Origin of the sequence: Dyella terrae, assembly GCF_004322705.1 — a bacterium.
Lineage (GTDB): Bacteria > Pseudomonadota > Gammaproteobacteria > Xanthomonadales > Rhodanobacteraceae > Dyella_D > Dyella_D terrae.
This window is the reverse complement of sequence record NZ_SIZZ01000001.1, coordinates 1,448,162-1,470,825: the sequence shown is the minus strand read 5'-3', so window position 1 is coordinate 1,470,825 and position 22,664 is coordinate 1,448,162. Positions and strand designations below refer to the sequence as shown.

Sequence of the window (22,664 nt, the reverse complement as noted above, 5' to 3'; positions counted from 1 at the left end):
CGGGTAAGTTGCCGTGAGGGTATGTCCATGGACGAAGTCTCCGGGCTATTGAAGAAGTTCCAGAAGGAGCTGTCGGCGGGCACGGTATCGCTGGTCTTGCTGGCGGTCCTCGGGCAGGCGCGGCAGCCCATGTATGGCTACCAGATCGCCAAGCGGCTGGAAGAGGTGGGAGAGGGCGTCCTGGCAGGCAAGCAGAGCGCGCTTTATCCGGTGCTGCGCAATCTGGAAGGCGGTGGTCTGCTCGACAGTGAGGTCGAGCCCTCGGTCAGTGGGCCACCGCGAAGGTATTACCGCATTACCACATTGGGTCGCGACGTTCTGCGTGAGTGGAGCGCGGCATGGCATGCCACGCGCGATTCCGTCGATTCCGTGCTGTCAGGAGGGGTGATATGAACACGCCGCGCACTATCGCGGAGTACCTGGAGCAGCTTCGCGCTGCGTTGTCCGGCGCCGATCCGGCCTTGATCCAGGACGCCTTGTACGACGCCGAGGAACACCTGCGTGCGGAATGGCAGGAGATGCCCGGCAAGTCCGAAGCCGAGCTGGTGGCCAAGGTCGTGGGGAGCTACGGCGCCCCCGAGGAAGTGGCCGAGATCTACCGCGACCAGGAGATCAAGATCCAGCGCGCCCTGCGCACGCCGCCACCGCCGCGTCCGCGCTCGCTCGTAGGCCGCTTCTTCGGCGTGGCCGCCGACGCACGCACCTGGGGCGCCATGTTCTACATGCTGCTGTCGCTGGCGACGGGCATCGTGTACTTCACCTGGGCCGTCACGGGCGTGAGCCTCTCGGCGGGCCTTTCGGTGTTGATCATCGGCATTCCTTTCATCGTGCTGTTCTTCGCAACCGTGCGGGCGTTGTCCCTGATCGAAGGGCGCATCGTCGAGGCGATGCTGGGTGTGCGCATGCCCCGCAGGCCGCCCTATCCGGCGATCAAGGGCCTGTCGATCATGCGTCGCATTGGTCGCATGTTTGGTGATCCGCGCACGTGGACGACCATGCTCTACATGCTGCTGATGCTGCCGCTGGGCATTCTTTACTTCACGCTGACCGTGACGCTGACGGCGGTTTCGGTGGCGCTGGTCGGTGCGCCCATCAGCTACGCGCTGGGCGAAGAGTGGACCCGCTGGATGACGGTCGACTACGGCTTCGGCGGCCACACGCCCACGGGTTGGGACGCGGCGGCGCTGTTCGTCATCGGTGTGCTGCTGCTCTTCGTGACGCTGCACGTGGTGCGGGGCCTGGGCAAGATGCACGGCCAGCTGGCCAAGGGGCTGCTGGTGTCACGCGACAATTGATGGACGGCGCGGCTACAGTCGCGCCTTGCCATGGATGAAGGTGGGGTCGGTATGCGTCGTAGCGAACGGTGGATGGTCGGCCTGGGGCTGGCGATGGGCGTGGTGAGCGGTGGCCTGGCACAGGACGCCAATGACCTCACTCCGTCCCGCGCCAGGGCGCTCTTCGACGAAGCGAAGCAGCAGTGCGACGCCGACGGCGGCAAGCTTTGGGGCAGGAGCCTCTGCGGGCCGATGATGATCGTCGAGCCGGCCACGCGCCGTGTCAGCGCCAACGCGCCTGACCGGTACAACGCGTTGGTGGAGGAGCACGGCGTCTTCATCGGTCGCCTCCCGGAAGGCGAGACCATCGCCAATACGTCGGTGGAGTGGTCGGGCGTCAAATGGGTCCAGGTCCAGTGGCCCATGCCGACCGACGCCGTTCAGCAGCGCGTGCTGATGGCGCATGAGTCCTTCCATCGCGTGCAGGCCGAGCTGGGTCTGGAGGCGAAGGGGGAGCAGAGCAACGGGCACCTGGACGAACTCCAGGGTCGCTATCTCCTGCAGCTCGAATGGCGCGCCCTGGCCGCGGCGCTAAAAGCGAATGACGATGCGACGATCAGGGCACATGCACGCGATGCGCTGATGTTTCGCGACAGGCGCTACGCCACGTTCCCGCAAGCCCGCGCCGCGGAGCGCTCGCTCGAACGCAACGAAGGCCTGGCCGAATACACGGGCATCATGATCGGCGGCTCGGATCCATCGGAGCGCACGGCCCTCGCGCTGCACGACCTTAGCTCGCATGTGGCCGATCCAAGTTTCGTGCGTTCGTTCGCTTACGCCACCGGACCGGCCTATGGCCTGCTGCTGGATCGCTACGCGCCGGACTGGCGGGTGCAAATCCGCGAGCAGGCAGATGAGACGCCAGCCTCGTTGCTGGCCATGGCGTTGAAGGTGTCCGCTTCGGCAACACAGGCCGATGCGCAACTGGCAGTGCGCGCCAAAGCCTACGATGGCGCCACCCTGCTTGCCGGCGAAACGAAACGAGCGGCCGAGCGCGAGCGGGAGCTGGCGACTTATCGAAACAAGTTCGTGCAGTCGCCCATCCTGGTCTTGCCGTTGAGCAACCCCAGGGTCATGTTTGATCCGCGCAATCTGGTGGCCATGGGCGCGGCGGGAACCGTATATCCAAGCGCGAAGTTCGTCGCCGACTGGGGATCGCTTGAGGTGCGCGATGGTGCGCTGCTCGCCGGAGACTGGTCGAAAGTGCAGGTGCCCCGGGCGCTGGCAGCTCCGGGGCAACACGGCACCATTGGCGACAAGGGCTGGACGCTTGTGCTGGCGGATGGATGGCAGATCGTGCCCGGTGAGCGCGATGGCGACGTCACCGTGAAGCGCGTGGCGCAGACACCCTGATCATCGCGCCGTAGTCACACCAGCTGAAGGTCCACGGCCTTCGCGCCCGGAAACACATCGCCCACCTGGGTGGGCGACAGGCCCCAGACACGTCCGAACAATCCGCCGAGGACGCTGCGGTAATTGTTGAGCACCGGGTAGTCGCGGTTTTGCAGCAGATTCTGCGCGGTCACGGCGACCTGCTCGCCAAGGACGCGTCCGCCGCGGACCTGCCCGCCGAGCACCCAGTAGACGGTCCCGTGCCCGTGATCGGTGCCTTTGTTTCCATTCTCCCGAAAGGTGCGGCCGAACTCGGATACCACCACGACGACGGTGTTGTTCCATTCCTCGCCCAGTGCATCGGCGTAACTGGCCAGCCCCTCACCCAGGCTCGCCAGATTATTGGTCAAGGCGCCATTGGCGTTGCCTTGATTCACGTGCGTGTCCCAGCCACCCACGTCGACGAAGCCGAGGCGGAACTGCGCTTGCATCAAGGTCGCCATGCGTCGCGTCTCATCAGCAAAAGCGCGTGCGTTGGCCGCGCCGCGATTGGCCTTGGCCATTTCATCCTGCAGTTCGGCTGAGACCTTCTGGCGAAGCTCGAGGCCATCGGAAGCAGCCGATGCCAGGGGCGTGCCCTTGTACATGCCGGCCAGGATCGACGATTGCCGGTCGTCGAAATTCGCCTTCGCGTTGCCGCGCAGGGACACATTGGGAATGTCGTGCTTGCCGCCCTGGAAACTCAGCGGCAGGGCATCGGTGAATGCAATGGGCGGCGCGTTGGTCAGTTCGCCGGAGAGCCTGGCCAGGAAGCCGCTGCGATAGTCGGACCGCTGGCCCGTGGCCTGGCCTGCTTCGATGTTGTCCTGCGTTTCAAAGTGGCTGCGCGACATGTCGTCGGTGCCGGCGAAGGGGATGAAAGCCAGCTGCTTGCGTTGCCAGAGCGGATACAGGGAGTCGCGGAGCGCGGGATTCAGGCCCCAGCCGCCGTCGAGTGCGATCGCGCTCTGGGCATTCGTGGCGTCGGGCTTCGCGATGGCAAGGTTGGGTCGTGATTCGTAGTAGAAATCGCTGCCGCAAGGCACCAGCAGGTGATTGCAGTCGTACCCGCCGCGCAGGAAAACCACCAGCATGCGCGGCGCGCTTGCGGGCGCCGCGAAAAGGCGAGAGCTGAAGCTCAACGTGGGGGCGGCGATGGCCGCGGCGGTCAGTGAGCGAAGGAATTGGCGGCGATGCATGGTGCGCTCCGGACGATCAACGGTAATTGAAGTCAGGCGAGGCCAGCAGGAACGTATTCCATTCTTGCTGCGACGCAGCCTTGCCAAGGGCATCGCGCGTGGCAGGCGCAAGATGCGGCTCGATGGCGGCGTAGTAGAGCTTGCTGGTCAGCATGGGGAAGCCAGGCGCAACGCCCTGCGAACCTTCCGGCACGAACAGGCGGTTGGTGCCCGTGCCGATGGCGCGGGCGATATCGAAACGCTTGGCCATCTGTCCGGAACTGGACCAGCCCGTGGCATCCAGCGGCCAGCCATCGGGCGTCAGGCGACCGTACAAGGGCTCACCCAACTGGTTGAGCCAGTTCAGCATCGGACGGGCGTTCACGACGGGGCGACCGTCGTAGGCGAGGCGCACGGCCGATACGACGAACTGCGTGGGGTCCTTTAGCTTGCCGCCTTTAGCGGCGACCAGCTCCTTCGATTCGAATAACGTACGCAGCACCTTGGCGATGTCGCCGTCCGTGCGCAGGAACGTTTTCGCCATGCGGTCGACAAGCTCCGGCGGCGGTTCGTCGGCGACGAAATAGCGGGCGAGCTTGAGCGAGATGAAATGCGCGCACGCCGGCTGGTGCGTGATCAGGTCTACGGCCTGTTCGATCTCCGTGAAGCCGCTGCCCTTGATGGTGTGGCCGAGCAGGACCTTGTCACTGAAGTCGTGTCGCATCGGGTTGAACTCGAACAGGCCCTTGCGCACGTAATAATTCGCATAGCGCGGATTGACGCGAGGTGGCCGATCCTGGCGGAGGGCGAGGCCCGCGCCCGTGAGGATCAGCGCGAGTTGCTGGACGTCTTGTTGCGTATAACCCGCATTGACGCCCAGCGTGTGCAGCTCCATCAGCTCGCGCGCGTAGTTTTCGTTGACGTGGCCATTCGCGTTCTGGGCGTTGTCGAGGAATTCGAGCATGGCCGGGCTTTGCAGCGTCGCCATGACCAGATCCCTGAACTTGCCCAGTGCGTAGGGACGGATGCTGTCGCTGGCGTAATGCCCGATGACCAGGCGGACGCGTCCCTTGGCGCCATACACACTGAAGTGGTTCAGCCAGAACCACACCATTTGTTCTTTGAGCTGATTGGCGCCATAAACCGCGCGCAGCAGCTCGGCCTGCTGGGATTCCTGCAGCAGCTCGCCGGCGTGTTTCTGTTGAGCCTTCTTTGCCTCGGTCTTCGCATCGCCGTCCGGCATGTCCTTGATGCGTTGCTGTTCGGTCTGGAACGTCGTCAGCAGTTGGTCCGCAGGCGTGTTGACGACCTCGTAACTCTGGATCAACTGGCTGATGGCCGGCGGTAACGCATCACCGAGGCGATCATCCAGCTGCGCGTCGAGATAGCGCGAACGTCCCATGGCGGCGTACTGGGCGACGCTTGCGCTGTCGAGGTCGAAACCATCGCGGCGCAGCCAGGCGATGTCTTCGCTCGTCAGGGTCGGGTTATCGCGCGCCCAGGCAGCAGGCGCGCCCGCCAGCAAGGTCAGCGCAAGGGTTGCAAAGGCGAAGAGGGGCGGGTGACGTCGTGGCAGCCAGGCTCGTGTGCGCATGCGAAATCGCTTCCGGTCGTGGGCATGTGCGCCGGCGCTGGGCGCCGGACATGGCCTGTGAACGCGGGAGCGGGCGGGAGGAATACAGCGCACGGCGCCTGGGGTGGTCCCGTTCGGGATCGATTCATGCCGGCAAGGCGTCAGAACTCTTCCACGAACTCCGCCACAGCGCCCAGGTTGAACGCCTCGTACTCCACGACGTCACGCACCGCGCCGGCGTGGCGCTGGTCGGATGCCTGGACTTCGATACGGAAGAGCCCGCCGCCTTCGTCGTCAACCAGATCGCTGGAGCTGGAGTCATCACGCATGTCCTGCATCAGGTCATCCACTTCCTCCACGTGCTCGATGCCGTCAATGCCGTGCAGCGCATTGATGACCGTGTCGGCTTGTTCGCGGCTTCCGATCAGGCGAATGCGGATCATGGGCATGGCAAACCTCGCGGGCGGATGGACGGGGTCATGGTGGGATGGCCAGTGTGTGCATCCAGTGATGCATGCGTTAGCGCGGTACACTGCGCGCCTGCATGCCGGAGCGACTTCATGAGCAAGGCCTACGACCGCGCGTATTTCGACAAGTGGTATCGACATCCCGATCACGCGGTGGCCTCGCCAGCCGAGCTGCGCCGCAAGGTGGCCATGGTCGTGGCACAGGCGGAGTACTACCTCGCGCGCCCCATTCGCAGTGTTCTGGACGTGGGTTGCGGCGAAGGCGTATGGCGTGCGCCGCTGCGCGCCTTGCGCCCGGATATCCACTATCGCGGGCTCGATGCGAGTGAGTACGTCGTGTCGCGTTTCGGGCGCAGTCGTAACATCGGGCTGGCGCGGTTCGGGCAGCTGGCGCAGCTGCGTTTTGATCGTCGGTTCGATCTGATCGTTTGCACCGACGTGCTGCATTACCTCAAGCCAGCGGAAATTCGTGCCGGCCTGGAGGGCATCGGGGAGATGCTCGAGGGCATCGCTTTCCTTGAAGTCTTCACCACGAAAGACGACGTGGACGGTGATCGGCAGGGTTTCTGTTCGCGTTCACCATCGTGGTACCTGCGCGAATTCAGCAAGGTCGGTTTGCTGTCCTGCGGATCGCACTGTTACCTCGGGCCGCGGCTGGAGCGTCACGTCGCCGCGCTGGAGCGTGCGCAGGTGGCGGCAGGCTGAGGAAGGGCGCCGGGCGTGAAACCCGGCGCCCGATCCGCTACGGCAGGTTGCCCAGATCCACGTCCGGCTGCTTGCCGGATGCCGGACGCGTGAAGGTCTGGCCGGATGACACCGACTGGCTGAAGAAGCCGTCATTGCGCAGGTAGAACTGACCGTCCTTGCTGCCGCCGGCAAAATCGAGGCGCTGGCGGTTGAGGCCGGTGGGATCGACGTCGTACCAGGCCGAAGTCACTTCGGTCCATTGGCCGGTGTTGCTGACAGCCCATTGATTGGCGAAGCGGCCCTCGCGACCGATGTAGCCGCGGTCCGGATCGAAGGATTCCAGGAACGAATAGACGCCGCGCATATACGTGGCTGTATTGGGGTATTTCCACGTTGCGATGAAGTGCCAGTCCTTGCCCTTGCCGCTTTTGCCGCGTTCGGTGCCGAACCACGCAGAGAACAACGTATTGCCCTGGCCATCGGGCTGGGCGCGGGTAAGGAAACGGTAGGTCTCGCCGGCCTTCCACGGGAAAATGAGATGGCTCTGGCCACCCGTGCCTTCGCCACCGAAGCCGTTGACGATCACATCCGGGCCCTGGCGCACGAGTGTCGTGGATGCGTCGGGCGCATCCCACACCGAGAACAGGACCCAGCGCTCCGTCGCCGAGTTCACCTGCATGCCGAAGTAGCCGGTGCTGAAGCCATTCGCCATGTAGTACGAACCGATCGGGTCCTGGCCCTTCGGTACCGTCACTTCGCTGTAGAAGTATTCCGTGTTTGCCGGCACGTTGAAGCCAAGGTGCACGGAGGGGCCGCGGCGTGACCAGTAGAAGTTGTCCGGGTCGTTGGCGAAGGTGGTGCCGGCCTGCGTGGCGGAGCCGCCGATCTGAAGATCGGTGATATCGCCGAAGTAGCCGCCATCCGTCTGGATGCCCTGCAGGTCGACCTTTACGTAGCCGGGCTTGTCGATGGTAAAGCTGCCCACCGGCGTGACCGGCGCACCGGTACTCGACAAGTCGACCAGGTACGACTGCCGGCCGACCGAGACCTGCACTTTGCTGTGGCTGGCGCCATTGAGCGCGCCGACCAATGACACATCGAGCGTGCCCGCTTGCTGTACGTCGAAGTACACGCTGACGACGGCTTTGCTGGAATCCCAGTTGTGCAGGCCCGTGTCGGAAATGACTTCGTCCTGGGCCTTCGACGTCTGAGTGATGAAGGCGTTGCCGCCCAGGGGAACGGTGGTAACGGATTGCGCGGTGGCGCAACCGCTGGCAAGCAGCGTGGCAAGTGCAAGAACACGAAGTGCGTGATGACGCATGACTCCTCCCGCGTGACGGTGGGTACTGCGAAGGGGCGAGGCGCCGGTCGGAGCGACGAGCGCGCGCCGGTCAGCGTTTCCCCACGCGTGGCCGGTAAACGGAGGATATCGAAATCAATGAAGCTTGCAATTGTTTTCGATGATACTTTCGAAAACTTTCGAAATGAAAATCAAAAGTGAGAAGTGCGCGTGGAGGCCACGCCAGGCGACTCAGACCAGTGTGATGTCGACGCCCGCATTGCGCAGCGCATCGACCGTTTTGGCGTCCGCACTATTGTCAGTAATCGCCTTGTGCAGTTGCTGCACAGGCGTGATGACGGACAAGCTGCGCTGTCCCAGCTTGCTCGCATCGAAGACGGCAATCGTTTCGCGCGACACGCGGATCATCAGTGCATTCAACGAGGCTTCCAGCGGATCGGGCGTCGTGACGCCGACCACCGGATCCAGTCCGTCAACGCCGAGGAACAACTTGTCCGCGGAGAGCTTCGCCAGCGCCTGTTCCGCATCCGGGCCCACCAGTGAGTACGACGTTTCGCGCAGCAGGCCGCCCAGCATCATCACGCGGATATGCGGCAAGCCCGACAGCTCCAGCGCAATGTTCAGCGCATTGGTAATAACGGTGAGCGAGTCGAACTTCATCTGGCGGATCTGTCGCGCGATCTCCACGGTCGTGGAGCCCGAGTCGAGGATGACGGTTTCGCCATCCTGGATCAGCCGCGCGGCCGCCTGGCCGATGCGCAGCTTCTGCGCGTGATGGCGCGTTTCCTTGATGTTGAGCGGCGTGTCGTGCGAAGTCGGCGGCGTGGCGGGCAGGGCGCCGCCATGCGAGCGTGCGATGGCCGAGTTGCGCGCCAGCGCCTCAAGATCGTTGCGGATGGTGACGGTGGAGGTGCCGAAGCGGTTCGCCAGCTCGTCCACCGTGGCTCGGCCCTGGTCCTCGACGTACTCGACGATCAGCCGCCGACGCTCTTCCACGAGCAGGCGACGGGAGGGTAGGCTGGCTTGGGATTCACTCATGGTCACAGGCTCGGCAGGCGCAGGAGTCGGGCAGCGTTGTCATGGTATACCTTGCGCAGAATAGCGTCTGGCAGGTCCAGCCCATAGATGGCCCAGCGACCCTGCGGCGGTACGTCCGCCGGCGCGTAGTCAAAGTACTCGTCGTCCGTTTCCAGGAAACGGTAGTAGATCTCGTAGAGCGCGTCCCCGAACAGCTGCTGCGGCACGTCATTGCCAAACGGCGCCGGCACGGCATCGGTGCCGAACAGGATGCGGTCCTGGTAACGATCGAAGAAGCGACGCGCGGTGCGCGGCTGGCGGCCCAGTTCGCCGATGCGCGCGCTGATGTCGACGACGGTATTGGGGAAGCGATCCAGGCAGGCGGCGACCGCGTCCAGGTTCTCCGCGCCGTTCCCGACGTGCATCAGGGCGAAGGTGGTTTTCGGATGCCGGGCGATCATGCGATCGCGCGCGGCGATGATGTCGGCGTTGCTCGGGAACTCAGGGCCGTAGAACGACCAGTCCGGGTGCTGGCTCAGTTCCTCGTAGCGCTCGTTGTTCTCGTCGGTCGGCAGGAAGAAGGCTTCCGGGTCGGAGACGTGGAGAAACACCGGCATGTCATGCGAGGCGCAGGTCTCCCACATGGCATCGAAGCGCGGGTCGTCGACGGCGACCAGCGGGCCGCTGTCGATGTTCTCGCGCAGGTACAGGCCAAGGGTCTTGAGCAGTTTCAGGCCGCGCGCGCCGACGTGGTGGGCTTGCGCGATAGCGTCGGCCTGACGCTGTGAATAATCGGGTTGATCGAACCAGGCGAAGGAGGGCTCGGTCAGCGTGACGAAGCGTCCCGGCGCGGCATGGTCGAACGTGCGAATGGCCTGCTCGAGGCCGGCACCGTTGCCGCCGGTGAGGTTGACTACCGTGCGGATGCCCTTGCGGTCCATCACCGGCAGCAGGTCTTCCGGCTGCGCGAAAACGGTAATCTCCTCGCCGATCGACACGCCGTTGCGGACGTTGGTCGTCCACGTCAGATGCGTGTGCATGTCGATCACCGGGAAGCGCGGGCGCTCGATGCGGGTCTGCTTGACGTGCAGCATGCTGCGCGGTTTGAAGTCGCGCAGGCGCAACGTGTCGGACGACGGGTCGTGCGCCGTGCTCAGCTGGTTCTTGCTGCTCTCGATGCGCACGGTGCCCTGGCCGGTGGGTGGCGCGCAGCACAGGCAGGATGGTTTGGTCATCGGTCGACTCGGCAAGAAGGCCCGGCGCAGGTTGCGATGCCTGCGCCGGGCAACGGGGATCAACGCGGGTAGCGGGCCATGATCTTGTGCACTTCGTGCACCAGAGCGACGGCCTGGTCGAGCGGGCGCAGCCACATGTTGCGGCCGAACATCACGCCTTGTGCGCCGGACTGCATGTAGAACTCGACCTTGCGCAGCACGGCCGCGTCGTCGTCGTTCTTTTCGCCACCGGAGAAAAGCACCATCGTGCGGCCCGCCGAGCGGACGACGCGCGCGCTGCGCGTGGCGGCATCTTCGTCGAGCGTGTTGTAGGGTGCTGGCGCCTTGTCGCGGCTGTCGTTCGGCTCATGCAGCTTGACGATGTCGGCACCCATTTCCAGTGCGACGCGCGCGGCATAGTCCTGCGCGAACAGGCTGTTCTTCCCGCCCTTGGCCTCGATCGCCTCGCCGCGCGGGTAGGACCACATCACCAGGGGCATGCCGTAGCGCTCGCAGTCCTGGCGCACTTTTTCGAACTGGCGAATCTCATCGTGTTGGCGCGGTGAACCTACGTACAGGGTGTAGCCCACGGCGTCGGCACCCAGGCGCACGGCGTCCTCCACCGAAGCGAAAAGTGGTGAAGTCGCTTCAGCGTCGCTGGGGATATTGGTCTTGCCGTTGAGCTTGAGAATCAGCGGGACCTGGCCGGCGTAGTCAGCCATGTACTTCTCGGCGAGGCCCACCCCCAGGGCGATGGCGGAGAAGTTGCCTTCCACCGCCAGCCGGAACTGATAGTCGGGATCCACGGCCGGCGGGTTGGGGAAGAAATCGGTGGGGCCGTGCTCCAGGCCCTGGTCCAGCGGCAGCACCAGGAGGCTGCCATTGCGCGGCCCGTGGCCGTAGAGCAGGCGCCACAGGCGGGCGCGCTTACCAATCGAAAGCGACAGTTTCGAAAACTTTTCGGAAGCTTTCGAAAGGGGTTGCAACGGCAGATTCATTTCGAATACCTTGGGTTTCGTGACCGAACGGTTTCACATTCGAGCGAATCGGGCCAAATGTCAATACTTGAAAAGAATTCGAAAGCGGAAATGACCCTGTCTGCCTTGCGCGCGGCCTCCCCGCAGCAGCAGGCCGAAGCGGGTTATGCCGACACCTTGCGGGAGATCCTCCAGCAGCCGTCGACCTGGCGCGCCACGGCCGCCTTGCTGCGTGACCCGGCCACGCGCGAGACGCTGGCACGGGCCCTGACGCCCCGTCCCGCGCATATCGTCTTCACCGGTTCCGGCAGCTCGATGTACATCGGCGAGTGCGCTGCCCCCGCCGTGCGCCAGGGCACCGGTATCGCGACGCAGGCCATCGCCGCCGGCACCCTGCTGACCCATGCCTCTTCGGTGCTGCCGCCGGGCCCGGGCCTGCTCGTGTCGCTGGCCCGCTCAGGCGACAGCCCCGAAAGCTGCGGCGTCGTTGATCGCCTGCTCGCGGACGCGCCGGACTGGCGTCATCTGGTGATCACCTGCAATGCGAAGGGCAAGCTCGCCACGCGCTACAACCACGATCCGCGCGTGGCCGTGGTGGTGCTCGACGACCGCACCAACGATCGAAGCCTGGTGATGACCAGCAGCTTCACGAACCTGCTGGTGGCCTGCACCGGCCTGCTGATCGGCACGTCGCAGGAAGTATCGCTTGCGGCCATCGATGCGCTCGCCGCCTCCGTGGAGCGCATCTTCGAGCAGCAAGCGGACACCCTCGCGGCGATGGCACAACGCGATGTCGAAGCGGCGGTGTATCTGGGCAGCGGCGGTGGCATCGGCGAGGCGCACGAAGTCGCGCTGAAGATGGTGGAGATGACCGGCGGCAAGGTCATCACCATGGCCGAAACCTACCTCGGTTTGCGCCATGGCCCGATGTCGAGCATCCGTCCCACCACCTTGATCGTCGGCGTGCTGTCGTCGGATGCCGATGTGCGTGGCTATGAGCTGGATCTGCTGCGCGAGCTGGCACGCAAGCAGCTCGGCATGGGACGGCTGGTCATTGGCGAGCGCATTCCGGCCGATGCGCTGGTGGCGGGCGATGCGGCGATCGAACTGGGTGACATCCACGGTGGCGACGTGCCGGTGCTTCTGGCGGGCGTGGTCACCGGGCAGTTGCTTGCGTTGTTCCGTTGCCTGCAGCTTGGCGATCGCCCGGATGCGCCGTCGGAAGGCGTGCTCACCCGCGTGGTGCAGACCTTCACCCTGCACGGAGCCGACGCGTGACCTCCGCCGGCAAGCGCGTGCTGGTGGTTGGCGAGATCAACGTCGATCTCGTGCTACGCGGTCTGCACGCCGCGCCGGTGCCTGGCCAGGAAGTGCTGGCTGACGACTTTCTGATGACGCCGGGCAGCTCATCGATGATTTGCGCGATGGGGCTGGCCCGTTTGGGTACGCCCGTGTCGTTCCACGGCAAGCTCGGAGCGGATGCATGGGGGCAGTACTGCGTCGATGCCATGCGCGAAGCGGGCATCGATGTTACTTCCCTGGAGCCCGATCCCTCCCTGCGTACCGGCGTCACGGTGTCCTTGTCGACGCCGAGCGATCGCGCGCTGGTGACGTATGCCGGGGCCATTGCAACGCTTACGGCGGATGACGTCGGCAGTGACCTCCTGCGCCATGCCAATCACCTGCATGTCTCGTCCTATTACTTGCAGAAAGCGCTTCGCGCCGGTTGTCGCGAGCTCTTCGCGCGTGCGCGCATCGCAGGCCTGACAACGTCGCTGGATCCGGGCTTCGATCCGGATCGGCGCTGGTCACGCGACCTGATCGACGCACTCTGGCATGTCGATGTATTTCTTCCCAACGAAGAAGAACTCAAGTCGATCACCGGGCGCAAGGATCTTCGTGATGCCTTGCTGTCGCTGGAAAACGGGCACACGACAACCATCGTGAAGCGCGGCCGCGAAGGCTGCGCCACCCTCAAGGACGGCCAGCTGCTGGAAATGCCAGCCTACGTGGTCGATGCCGTCGACAGCACGGGGGCGGGCGACTCTTTCGATGCTGGCTTCCTTCACGCATGGTTGCAGAAGCAGCACCTGCGCGAATGCATGCGCTGGGGTAGCGCCTGCGGCAGCCTTTCGACCCGTGGCATGGGCGGTACCACTCGCCAGGCGACCGTCGACGAAGCGCTGGCACTGATGGCGACGATGGCATGATCACCGTCGCGGGATTCAACACCGCCATCGACCGGCTGATGACCGTGGACCGGTTTGAGCCCGGTACCGTTCAGCGCGCTTCATCCGTTCGCTCGTATCCCGGCGGCAAGGGTGTGCATGTGGCACAGACCATCGCCGCGCTGGGTGAGGCAGTGCAACTGGTCGGTTTGACCGACGGCATGCATCGCAACCTGATTGCGCGCCGCATGAGCGAGCGGGGTGTGCTGTTCCACGGCGTCGAGATCGCCGGCGATATGCGTTGTTGTCTGGCGCTGCGTGAACGCAGCGGTCGCATGAGCGAAGTGCTCGATCCCGGCCCGGAACTTCATGTGCGCGAACGCCAGCAGCTGCTCGATGCGCTTGGCCGATGCATCGAAGAAAGTGATGCCGTCGTCATGTCGGGCAGTCTGCCGCGCGGTTTCGACCCGGACACCTATGCGCAATTGGTTGAGTCGGTGGACCAGCGCCGCACGCCATGCCTGGTGGATGCCAGTGGTGAGACGCTGCGCCTCGCCGCGAAAGCGCAACCGTATTTGCTCAAGCCCAATCGCGATGAAGCCTCGCAACTCGCCGGGCGCGATGTGCAGACGTTGGACGAAGCGATTGCGGTGGCCGTGCAGCTTCATCGCCAGGGCATTGCGCTTCCCGTCCTCACGCTCGGTGCGCTGGGGGCGGTCGGCTTCGACGGCAGCGATACCTGGCATGCAGCGATCGATATCGGCGAAGCAGCGAATGCCGTCGGTTCGGGCGATTGCCTGCTCGCCGGCATGACGGTTGCGCTGGTGCGCACGGGCGATCTTGGGCAGGCGCTGCGGCTTGGCGTGGCTTGTGGTGCTGCCAACGCGGTGCACGAAGAAACCGGCTACGTGCAGCGCGCGCAGGTGAATGCGCTGCTGCCGATGGTGAAGCTCGACAAGATCGGCGGGTAACGAAAACGAGACGCGTCGAGGGAGCGGGGCGTCGTGATGTTGAGGAATCGAAGCTGCGGGGAGGGAAAGTCCGTGGCCCATCTCAGACCTGGAGAAAGTGGCGCATGTCCATGAAGACTCGTTCGATCTCATCCTGCGTCGGCGCGACGCATTCCGGCCTGTCCATGCGGGCACTGGCCGTGGGCCTTGCATTGGCCGGGCTTTCCTGTGGCGCCATGGCCAGGACGTCGGATCCGCAGGCCAGCTTCGGCAATGACACCGTGGCGGCGAACTGGAACTTCGTCGATGGCAAGCTCGACCAGCTGGTCGTCCGGGACAAGATCAACCAGCAGCGGATCGACATCACCGCTCCATTCCAACTGACGCTCGCCGATGGCACGAAGCTCCTCACTTCGGATATGCGTGCCGCAAAGGCACCCAAAGTGTCCGCCTTGCCCGTGCAGCCCAAGGCACCGCGCCTGGCCGATCACCTCAAGGGCAAGGCCGTTGAAGCGCGTTTCGTCGATGCAGGGGGGCGCTTCCAGATCGACTGGAAACTCGAGCAACGCGAAGGGTCCGACTACCTGCGCGAGATCGTCACGATCACCGCATTGAAGCAAGACGAGGCGATCAAGCGCGTCGATCTGTTGCAGTCGAAGGTGGCGGATGCCGCTGTGGTCGGTACCGTTTCCGGTTCGCCCGTCGTCGCCGGTCGCGACTACCTGGGCTTCGAGCACCCGCTCTCTGGCAGCGAGGTGCGTGGTTCCCGCGTCAACCTGTGGATCGATCGTGAGCTTCCCCTGCGCAAGGGCCAGTCGGTCACCTATTCGGCGGTGGTGGGCGCAACGCACGGCAATCAGTTGCGCCGCGATTTCGCCACTTACGTCGAACGCGAGCGCGCGCGTCCCTACGCGCCATTCCTGCACTACAACTCCTGGTACGACATCGGCTACTTCACCCCGTATACCGAATCACAGGCGCTCGATCGCATCCACACATTTGGCGAGGAGCTGACCACCAAGCGTGGCGTGAAGCTGGATTCGTTCCTGTTTGACGATGGTTGGGACGATCGCAGCGGCAGCTGGCATTTCAGCAAGGATTTCCCGAATGGCTTCGCGCCGCTGCGTGATGCGGCAGCCAAATACGGTGCCGCACCGGGTATGTGGCTCTCGCCATGGGGTGGCTATGGCCCGCCGAAGAAGGAGCGTGCCGAGCGTGCCGCCCAGGCCGGCTACGAGATCATCGATGGTGGCATGGCGCTGTCGGGTCCGAAGTACTACCAGCGCTTCCACGACGTAGTCCTGGACCTGGTGCGCAAGGATGGCGTCAACCAGTTCAAGTTCGATGGCACCGGCAATGCGGACAAGGTTTTCCCGGGCAGCGTGTTCGACAGCGACTTCGGCGCAGCCATTGAGCTGATCGAAGATCTGCGCGCGGCCAGGCCGAGTCTCTTCATCAACCTCACGACCGGCACCATGGCGTCGCCATTCTGGTTGCGCTACGCCGATTCGATCTGGCGTGACGGCGAGGATGACGATCTGGCCGGCGTGGGTAGCAAGCGCGAACAATGGGTCACGTACCGCGATCGTGAAACCTACCGCAACATCGTCGAGAAGGGACCGCTGTTTCCGCTCAATTCGCTGATGCTCCACGGCATCATCTACGCGAAGGAAAACCGCAAGCTCAATGCCGACCCGGGCCACGACTTTGCCAACGAAGTGCGTTCGTACTTCGCCACCGGCACGCAGTTGCAGGAGATGTACATCACGCCATCGCTGCTCACCGCAGCCGACTGGGACGTGCTTGCTGAAGCTGCACGCTGGTCTCGCAGCAACGCGAAAACCCTGCGCGATACGCACTGGATCGGTGGCGACCCGGGACGCCTGGATGTCTATGGCTGGGCGGCGTGGTCGCCCGACAAGGCCTTCGTGACGTTGCGCAATCCCGACGCGCGTGCCCAGGTGGCCGTGATTGACCTGCAGCGTCAGCTCGAACTCCCCGACGGCGCAACGCGGCGCTTCACGGTGAAGGACGCCTGGAAGACGGCGAGCGTGGCGCTACCCGCGCAGCTCGATGCCGATCAGGCAGCAACCGTGACGCTGGCGCCATTCGAAGTGCTGACCCTGGAACTGACACCGACGCGATAACGAGATGCGCGGCCGGCGTGGGGACGCGGGTCGCAGCACCGGGGAGGAAGGGCATGACTAGATTCAATGGAACGCGACGTGGACTGCTAAAGGCCGCAGCCTTGCTGCCCCTGGCAAGCGTGTTTGGCGCGCGCGCTCAGACGGCAAGCAGCGCGGTACCTGTTGCTGAATCCACGCTCGCGATTCTCCCGGGGAATCGCGGCAAGGTGGTGAGCGAGTCGCTCGCCAGCCTCAGTTATGAAACCGGGCAGTTGGCGGACCCGACGTTCTTTTCGCCACGCAACCGTTCGTTGATCGCACTGTTCCGGCAGCTCAATCCCAAGGGCATCCTGAGGATCGGCGGCAACACCAGTGATTACACCGTGTGGAGCGAATACCGCGGCACACTGCCTGAGCAGAAGACGCGCAAGGGTGGGCCGCAGCAGCCGGTCGTACTGCATCCGGAATCCCTGCGGGAGCTGGCGGGGTTTCTGCGGGAAACCGGCTGGTCGCTGGTCTTTGGCGTGAACCTGAAGATTGGCGTGCCCGACATGGCCGTGGCGCTGGGACGGGCCGTGCGCGATGCGGTGGGCGATCGCCTGCTTGCCATTCAGATCGGCAACGAAGCCAATAACTACGAGAAAGACTACGACGCCTTCGACGCCGCGTGGTCGCCGAACGCACGCGCGCTGCAGATTGCCGGTCTGCCGTTAGCCGGTCCCGACACGGGGGCCAATACGGATTGGGTCGCCCAATACATTCAGCGCCACGGCAAAGGGCAGGCATTTGCCAGTCGCCATTACTACCGCGATGCGGCGCCACGCGGTTCGATCGGCGATGTACTGGGCAGCGACCCCGGCATGATCGAACACATGGAGGTATTGGCGTCCCTGGCGGAAGCGCAGGGCTTGCCATTGCGGCTGACAGAGGCCAATTCCTACTACTTCGGTGGGCGCGACGGTGTCAGCAACGTGTTCGCGTCGGCCCTGTGGGGCGCGGATTTCATGCTGGCCATGGCGCAGTGCGGCGTGGTGGGCATCCACTTTCACGGTGGGACGCTGGCCTCGGTCGAGGCATCGTTGGGACGTGACGCGAAGTCGGATCTTTCGGCTGATGACATCGTAGCGCGCCGTGATGCCGTGAGCTCCCGCTACTCGGCGATCGCAGGTGACGTTGCGCTGGGCTTCCAGCCGCGCCCGCTGTTCCACGGCCTGGTGTTTGCCCAGCAGTTCGCGGGTGCGCGTCTGATGGATGCGCGACTTGAGACCGCCGGAGCGAACGTCACCGCATACGTCGCCGACCGCGGCGATCAGCGTCTGGTGGCGCTCGTGAACAAGGACATGGCAACCGATGTCGCCATCACGGTGAGCGGCATGGCCGGCTATGGCCGTGGCCAGACGAGGCGTCTTCACGCGCCGTCGCTGGACAGCAGGACGGGAGTGGTTTTCGACGCAACGACAGGTCGTGAGGGCGATATCGCTGTCGATGCGTCAGGTCAGGCACGGGTACACGTGCCGCGTAGCAGCGCCGCTTTGGTGCGATTCGAACAACACATCTGAGAGGTCGGGCAGCGATGCCAGGCCCGCCGGCGTGCGCCGGTGATTCGGGAGAAATGCAGCAATGGTCCAGCGTCACATTCACAACCTGGGGAGTGTTTTGAACATGAGCAAGCATGAGTTGTTGCGTCAAAGCCGGCTGAGCCTGCTGATCGCGCTGGGTCTCGCCAGCGGCGGCCTGCACGCACAGTCCACCACCGCAAGCATCGTCGGCCAGGTGCCGGCGGGCATGGGCGATACCGTGACGCTGCAAAGCGACAGCGGCCTTCAGCGCGAAGTCGCCGTCGACGGTCGCGGTCGCTACGTGGCGAGTCAGCTGCCCATCGGCAACTACACCGTCACGCTGAAGAACCACGGTCAGGTCGTGCAGACGCGCGACAACGTCGCCCTGCGCGTGGGCGTCGCCACGGATGTCTCGTTTGGCGGTGCCCCGGCGAATGCGCAGAACCTTTCGGGCGTGCAGGTGACGGCCAATGCCTTGCCGGCCATCGACGTGACGAGCGTCGACTCGCGTACAGTGATTACTTCTGAGCAACTGGAGCGACTGCCGCTGGGCTTTTCGGCCGAAGCGATCGCGCGACTGGCACCGGGTGCCGTGAACAATGGCGGCGGCTTCACCAGCCCGACGGGCGGTTCGCTGGTGAGCTTCGGCGGTTCGGGTGCAAACGAGAATGCGTACTACATCAACGGATTCAATACGACGGACCCGCTGAAGTCCGAAGGTGGCCTGACCTTGCCGTACGGCTCGATCGAGCAGCAGGAAGCCTATACCGGCGGTTACAGCGCGCAGTACGGCCGCTCTGACGGCGGTGTCATCAACATGGTGGGCAAGCGCGGCACCAATGAGTGGCACTTCGGAGGCATGGCGAGCTGGGAGCCGGCGGCGTTGCGTTCGTCGGCGAAGAACTTTTACTACCAGAACGGTCAGCCTAATCCGCCGCTGCCCACCGGCACGCTGTATTCACTGCGCAGCAAGAACGATTACTGGATCACCACTTACGACGCGTATATCGGCGGCCCGATCATCAAGGACAAGCTGTTCTTCTTCGCGTCGGCGGAGATGCAGAGGCAGCAGGGCAGTTCAATGGGTGCCGTGACCAGCACTTCGCCGCTGCAGAAGTACACCTACGACATGCCCAAGTGGTACGCCAAGGTGGACTGGAACATCAACGACAGCAACATCATCGAGCTGACCGGCGCATCGAACAAGCGCTCGTACCAGGCTGATCTGTACCGCTACAACTACCAGAACAACACTACCGGCGTGCAGACGGGCAGTGCCGACAGCACCAAGAACGGTGGTGATCTGTGGACCGGCAAGTACACCGGTTACCTCACCGACAACCTGACGGTGACGGCGCAGTACGGCAAAATGCAGACGCAGGCGTTCCAGCAGCCGGTGGGCTACGATCCGAACCTCACGTATGTGACGGGCGTGACCGCGCAGAATCCGGCCATCGTCGGTTCGCAGCCGCGCTTCAATAGCCAGAACACTTCATCGCTTTACGATCCGGGTCGCGGCAATACCACCACCAATCTGCGCCTGGCGCTCGAGTACAAGCTGGGTGATCACACGCTGACGGCCGGCATCGACAACCTCGTGGCCGAAGCGCTGAAGCAGGGCAAAGTGACCTCGGGCCCGGGTTACAGCTGGACGTACTATCACTCGGATCACCCGACCAGTCCTGTCGACCCGGGCCTTGGCGTCGGTCCGACGGCCGACTACGCCAACGGCGCCACGGGCTACTACGTCACGCGCAACGTCAACAGCCAGCTCGCGAACGTCAAAACGGTCGAGCACGCGCAGTACATCGAGGACAACTGGCAGGTCAACGACAAGCTTCTGTTGCAGCTGGGTATCCGCAACGACCAGTTCACCAACTACAACGCCGATGCACAGCCGTACATCAAGCAGACGGCACAGTGGGCACCGCGCCTGGGTTTTGCCTGGGACGTCAACGGCGATTCGAGCTTTAAGGTATTCGGCAACGTGGGTCGCTATTACCTCGCATCGCCGCTGGAACCGGCGCTGAGTGCGGCCGGTTCGCAGACGAGCACCACGCAGTACTTCACCTATAGCGGCATCAATGCCGATGGCACGCCGACCGGCCTGACGCAGATGTCGCCGCCGGTGTCGGCCAACAACAACTTCGGCGTGTTGCCCGATCCCAAGACGGTGACGGCCAAGGACATCAAGTCGATGTACCAGGACGAGTACATCCTGGGCTTCACCAAGATGCTCAACAGCGACTGGCTCTACGGTGCGAAGGCAACCCGTCGCCTGTTGCGCAGCGCCATCGACGATTTCTGCGACGTCGACCTGATCACCGCCAAGGCACAGGCCCTGGGCTACAACGTCAGTTCGCTCAACAGCTGCTACCTGATCAACGCCGGTCGTGCGAACACCTTCGTGGTGGTTGACGACGCGGGGCAGCACCATGACGTCAAGCTTAGCCGCGAGGAGCTGGGCTTCCCGGATGCCAAGCGCAAGTACTACGAACTGGAGCTTTTCATGGAGCATCCGTTCAATGGCACGTGGTACGGCAAGATCGACTACGTGTTCTCGCGCAGCTACGGCAACACCGAAGGCTGGACGCAAACCAATGTGCAGTCCGACGGCCCGAGCGAATCGGCCGACTGGGACAACGCGCCGATCATGGTCTACAGCAATGGCGATCAGGGTAACGATCATCGCCATCAGCTGAAGATGTGGGGCTACTACCAGATCACGCCGGAATGGCTGGTGTCGGGCAACATTTCGCTGATTTCCGGCGCACCGAAGACCTGCCTTGGCCTGTTCCCGGGCGATAACCCGGATCCGGCCGGTTACGGCTCGTCCTACCACTTCTGCAATGGCGTGCCGGTGACGCCGGGCAGCATTGGTCGGCTGCCGTGGCAGCGTCAGGTGGATCTGGGGGTGAAGTACACGCCCTCGTTCGCCAGGCAGCACCTCGGCCTGCACCTGGACGTCTTCAATGCGTTCAACAACCAGGTGGTGGTCAACATGACGCCGAGCCTGTACGCCCGTCCGGATGGCACCGCCAATCCGCTGTATGGCACGCCACGCGTCATGCAGTCGCCGCGCTACGTGCGATTCTCAGTGACGTACGATTACTGAGTCGACGCCACCCGCTGCCGGCCCGGTGCCGGCAGCGGGCTCGATGTTCGCAACAGGAGAGGGGAACACGATGACGTATCGCCACTGGCTGGCCGCTTTCATGATGGGCGTGGCCTGCGTTTCGATTGCTGATGCGGCCGGCGACAAGCCGCGCAAGGCGGTCGTGGTTGACGATGATGACGCCAACGCACCGTACAAGACGTTCGACAGCACGCCCGCGATCACGATGGGGCCGTTGCTTCTCGATGTATCGGAAGACTCGGTCATCGTCGAGTGGATGACCGATTCGCCGAGCGACGCCAAAGTGCTGTACGGCGAGGCAGGGTTGACGGAGGAGGCGCTGCCGCAAACGGACGGACTCGTGCCCGTCGGTAATGTGCACCGGGTGATCCTTCGCGGACTCAAGCCCGGGCACACGTATCAGTACAAGGTGGCATCGCGCCGCGTGGTGAACCTGCGGCCGTACTGGCCCGATCGCGGGCGCACGGTTGAAAGCCCGGTGTCGCAGTTCACGACCTTTGATGCCACGCGCCCCAGCACCCGCTTCGTGACGATGACCGACACGCACGAGGACGTCGGCAGAGTGCGTGCCTTAATGGACATGGCGCGTCAGGCCAAGGTCGACTTCGTCGTGCACACGGGCGATGGCGTGCATTACGCCGTCAACGAAAACCAGGTAAAGGACAAATTCCTCGGCCCCGTGGCGGATGGGCTGCAGGGTTCGATACCGCTGATCTATGCGCGCGGCAATCATGAATATCGCGGCGAGTTCGCGCGATCGCTCGGTGACTACCTGCATGAGCAGTCGGGCCGGTACTTCTATACCCGGGACCAGGGCCCGGTGCATCTGGTTGTCGTGGATACGGGCGAGGACAAGCCCGATGCCACCAACGTCTACGCCGGCCTGAACAATCTGCGCGAATACCGAAAGGATGAACTGGCGTGGTTTGCCCACGTGCTTGCTGCCGAGCCGCGTACGAAGTCAGCGCCATTTACGGTGGTGCTTGGGCATGATCCGGAATGGGGTTGGTCGGACGGCCAAAACGCGGAATGGACGCGTGCTGCCAATGCGGCAAAAGTCGATCTGTATATCGCCGGACATCTGCATCGCCTCGAACGCATTCCGCCTGGCAAGCAGGGCAACGATTTTCCGATTCTGGCGTTGGGGCAGGATCAGGTGGCGCAGGTTGACGCTACCGCCACGGAACTGAAAGTCAGGGTGATCGATCGCACCGGGAAAATCTTGGATGCGTTTACCGTGGCGCGAAAGGCCAAGTGAACCAGTGCGCGCGGTAAGGATGGGCCGCGCTCATGAGGCGCTAAGGCGGCGAAAGGGATACGTGACAGACAATTCATCGTCTCCATCACGATCTCTTTTCCCATGCCATCCATCGCCCCTGTAGCCACTTCATACCCACACGCCATGCCGTTGTCGACATCGGCGCGCGTGCCCATCGCCACGGCCCGCAATGAGGGCGACACCGGCCCATTCTGGCTCAATCGGCGGGCGTTGGTGGATGAGGCTGATGCAGAGGTCCAACGCGCGTTGCGTGCCGTCCACTTTGACAGTCGAAAGTCCGTTGCACCGCACGGAACGTTCGCAGCTGAGGCATTTGGCGCTATCCGGA

The 22,664-nt window shown here is 63.9% G+C and carries 18 protein-coding genes; 11 read left to right on the top strand and 7 right to left on the bottom strand.

Translation table 11 applies throughout. The features are described from left to right. The first annotated feature begins 27 nt into the window (after positions 1 to 27). The 3 genes from EYV96_RS06570 to EYV96_RS06560 are packed head-to-tail and all read left to right on the top strand — an operon-like array spanning position 28 to position 2,687. Positions 28 to 393, top strand: a complete 366-nt coding sequence (locus EYV96_RS06570) for a PadR family transcriptional regulator (RefSeq protein ID WP_131150645.1) — start codon at positions 28 to 30, stop codon at positions 391 to 393. Further along, positions 390 to 1,295, top strand: a complete 906-nt coding sequence (locus EYV96_RS06565; RefSeq protein ID WP_131150644.1) for a sensor domain-containing protein — start codon at positions 390 to 392, stop codon at positions 1,293 to 1,295. The genes EYV96_RS06570 and EYV96_RS06565 overlap by 4 nt, the downstream gene beginning before the upstream one ends. A 51-nt stretch (positions 1,296 to 1,346) precedes the next feature. Next, positions 1,347 to 2,687 carry a hypothetical protein gene (locus tag EYV96_RS06560; protein WP_131150643.1) on the top strand — a complete coding sequence of 447 codons (1,341 nt, stop codon included), beginning with the start codon at positions 1,347 to 1,349 and terminating at the stop codon, positions 2,685 to 2,687. Positions 2,688 to 2,701: 14 nt separating this feature from the next. Here EYV96_RS06560 and EYV96_RS06555 read toward each other — a convergent pair whose 3' ends face one another. The 3 genes from EYV96_RS06555 to EYV96_RS06545 form a co-directional block, all read right to left on the bottom strand. Beyond that, positions 2,702 to 3,904 (bottom strand): DUF1501 domain-containing protein, encoded by a 1,203-nt coding sequence (locus tag EYV96_RS06555; protein WP_131150642.1) that lies wholly within the window; start codon positions 3,902 to 3,904, stop codon positions 2,702 to 2,704. Positions 3,905 to 3,920: 16 nt separating this feature from the next. Then, entirely contained in the window at positions 3,921 to 5,477 is a 1,557-nt protein-coding gene (locus EYV96_RS06550) for a DUF1800 domain-containing protein (protein WP_131150641.1), read from the bottom strand. 140 nt (positions 5,478 to 5,617) lie between these two features. Beyond that, entirely contained in the window at positions 5,618 to 5,905 is a 288-nt protein-coding gene (locus EYV96_RS06545) for a hypothetical protein (protein ID WP_131150640.1), read from the bottom strand. Positions 5,906 to 6,016: 111 nt separating this feature from the next. Here EYV96_RS06545 and EYV96_RS06540 point away from each other — a divergent pair, with 111 nt between their 5' ends. Continuing rightward, on the top strand, positions 6,017 to 6,628 hold the full coding sequence (locus EYV96_RS06540) for a class I SAM-dependent DNA methyltransferase (RefSeq protein ID WP_131150639.1): 612 nt from the start codon (positions 6,017 to 6,019) through the stop codon (positions 6,626 to 6,628). A gap of 37 nt (positions 6,629 to 6,665) precedes the next feature. Here the strand turns inward: EYV96_RS06540 and EYV96_RS06535 are convergent, their stop codons facing one another. The 4 genes from EYV96_RS06535 to EYV96_RS06520 all read right to left on the bottom strand — a co-directional run bounded on the left by EYV96_RS06535 (position 6,666) and on the right by EYV96_RS06520 (position 11,139). Further along, positions 6,666 to 7,931, bottom strand: a complete 1,266-nt coding sequence (locus EYV96_RS06535) for a DUF3472 domain-containing protein (protein WP_131150638.1) — start codon at positions 7,929 to 7,931, stop codon at positions 6,666 to 6,668. A gap of 210 nt (positions 7,932 to 8,141) precedes the next feature. Then, the gene (gene agaR, locus EYV96_RS06530; protein WP_131150637.1) at positions 8,142 to 8,948 is read right to left on the bottom strand and encodes a transcriptional repressor AgaR; all 807 of its coding nucleotides are present in this window, start codon (positions 8,946 to 8,948) and stop codon (positions 8,142 to 8,144) included. 2 nt (positions 8,949 to 8,950) lie between these two features. Continuing rightward, positions 8,951 to 10,162, bottom strand: coding sequence for an amidohydrolase family protein (locus EYV96_RS06525; RefSeq protein ID WP_131150636.1), 1,212 nt, complete (start codon positions 10,160 to 10,162; stop codon positions 8,951 to 8,953). Positions 10,163 to 10,221: 59 nt separating this feature from the next. Then, the gene (locus tag EYV96_RS06520; RefSeq protein WP_131150635.1) at positions 10,222 to 11,139 is read right to left on the bottom strand and encodes a class I fructose-bisphosphate aldolase; all 918 of its coding nucleotides are present in this window, start codon (positions 11,137 to 11,139) and stop codon (positions 10,222 to 10,224) included. A gap of 90 nt (positions 11,140 to 11,229) precedes the next feature. On the opposite strand from EYV96_RS06520, the gene EYV96_RS06515 reads away from it, so the two are divergent. From EYV96_RS06515 to EYV96_RS06485, 7 genes are all read left to right on the top strand, one after another. Beyond that, complete coding sequence (locus tag EYV96_RS06515) at positions 11,230 to 12,396, top strand: SIS domain-containing protein (RefSeq protein ID WP_131150634.1); 1,167 nt, start codon at positions 11,230 to 11,232, stop codon at positions 12,394 to 12,396. Beyond that, positions 12,393 to 13,328, top strand: a complete 936-nt coding sequence (locus tag EYV96_RS06510; RefSeq protein ID WP_131150633.1) for a carbohydrate kinase family protein — start codon at positions 12,393 to 12,395, stop codon at positions 13,326 to 13,328. The genes EYV96_RS06515 and EYV96_RS06510 overlap by 4 nt, the downstream gene beginning before the upstream one ends. Then, positions 13,325 to 14,257 carry a 1-phosphofructokinase family hexose kinase gene (locus EYV96_RS06505; protein ID WP_131150632.1) on the top strand — a complete coding sequence of 311 codons (933 nt, stop codon included), beginning with the start codon at positions 13,325 to 13,327 and terminating at the stop codon, positions 14,255 to 14,257. The genes EYV96_RS06510 and EYV96_RS06505 overlap by 4 nt, the downstream gene beginning before the upstream one ends. A 104-nt stretch (positions 14,258 to 14,361) precedes the next feature. Further along, positions 14,362 to 16,383 carry an alpha-galactosidase gene (locus EYV96_RS06500; protein ID WP_131150631.1) on the top strand — a complete coding sequence of 674 codons (2,022 nt, stop codon included), beginning with the start codon at positions 14,362 to 14,364 and terminating at the stop codon, positions 16,381 to 16,383. 53 nt (positions 16,384 to 16,436) lie between these two features. Further along, complete coding sequence (locus EYV96_RS06495; RefSeq protein ID WP_131150630.1) at positions 16,437 to 17,921, top strand: glycosyl hydrolase family 79 C-terminal domain-containing protein; 1,485 nt, start codon at positions 16,437 to 16,439, stop codon at positions 17,919 to 17,921. A 103-nt stretch (positions 17,922 to 18,024) separates the two neighbouring features. Beyond that, complete coding sequence (locus EYV96_RS06490) at positions 18,025 to 21,036, top strand: TonB-dependent receptor (RefSeq protein WP_131150629.1); 3,012 nt, start codon at positions 18,025 to 18,027, stop codon at positions 21,034 to 21,036. A gap of 70 nt (positions 21,037 to 21,106) precedes the next feature. Further along, the gene (locus tag EYV96_RS06485; protein WP_165488611.1) at positions 21,107 to 22,315 is read left to right on the top strand and encodes a purple acid phosphatase family protein; all 1,209 of its coding nucleotides are present in this window, start codon (positions 21,107 to 21,109) and stop codon (positions 22,313 to 22,315) included. The last annotated feature ends 349 nt before the right edge of the window (positions 22,316 to 22,664 follow it).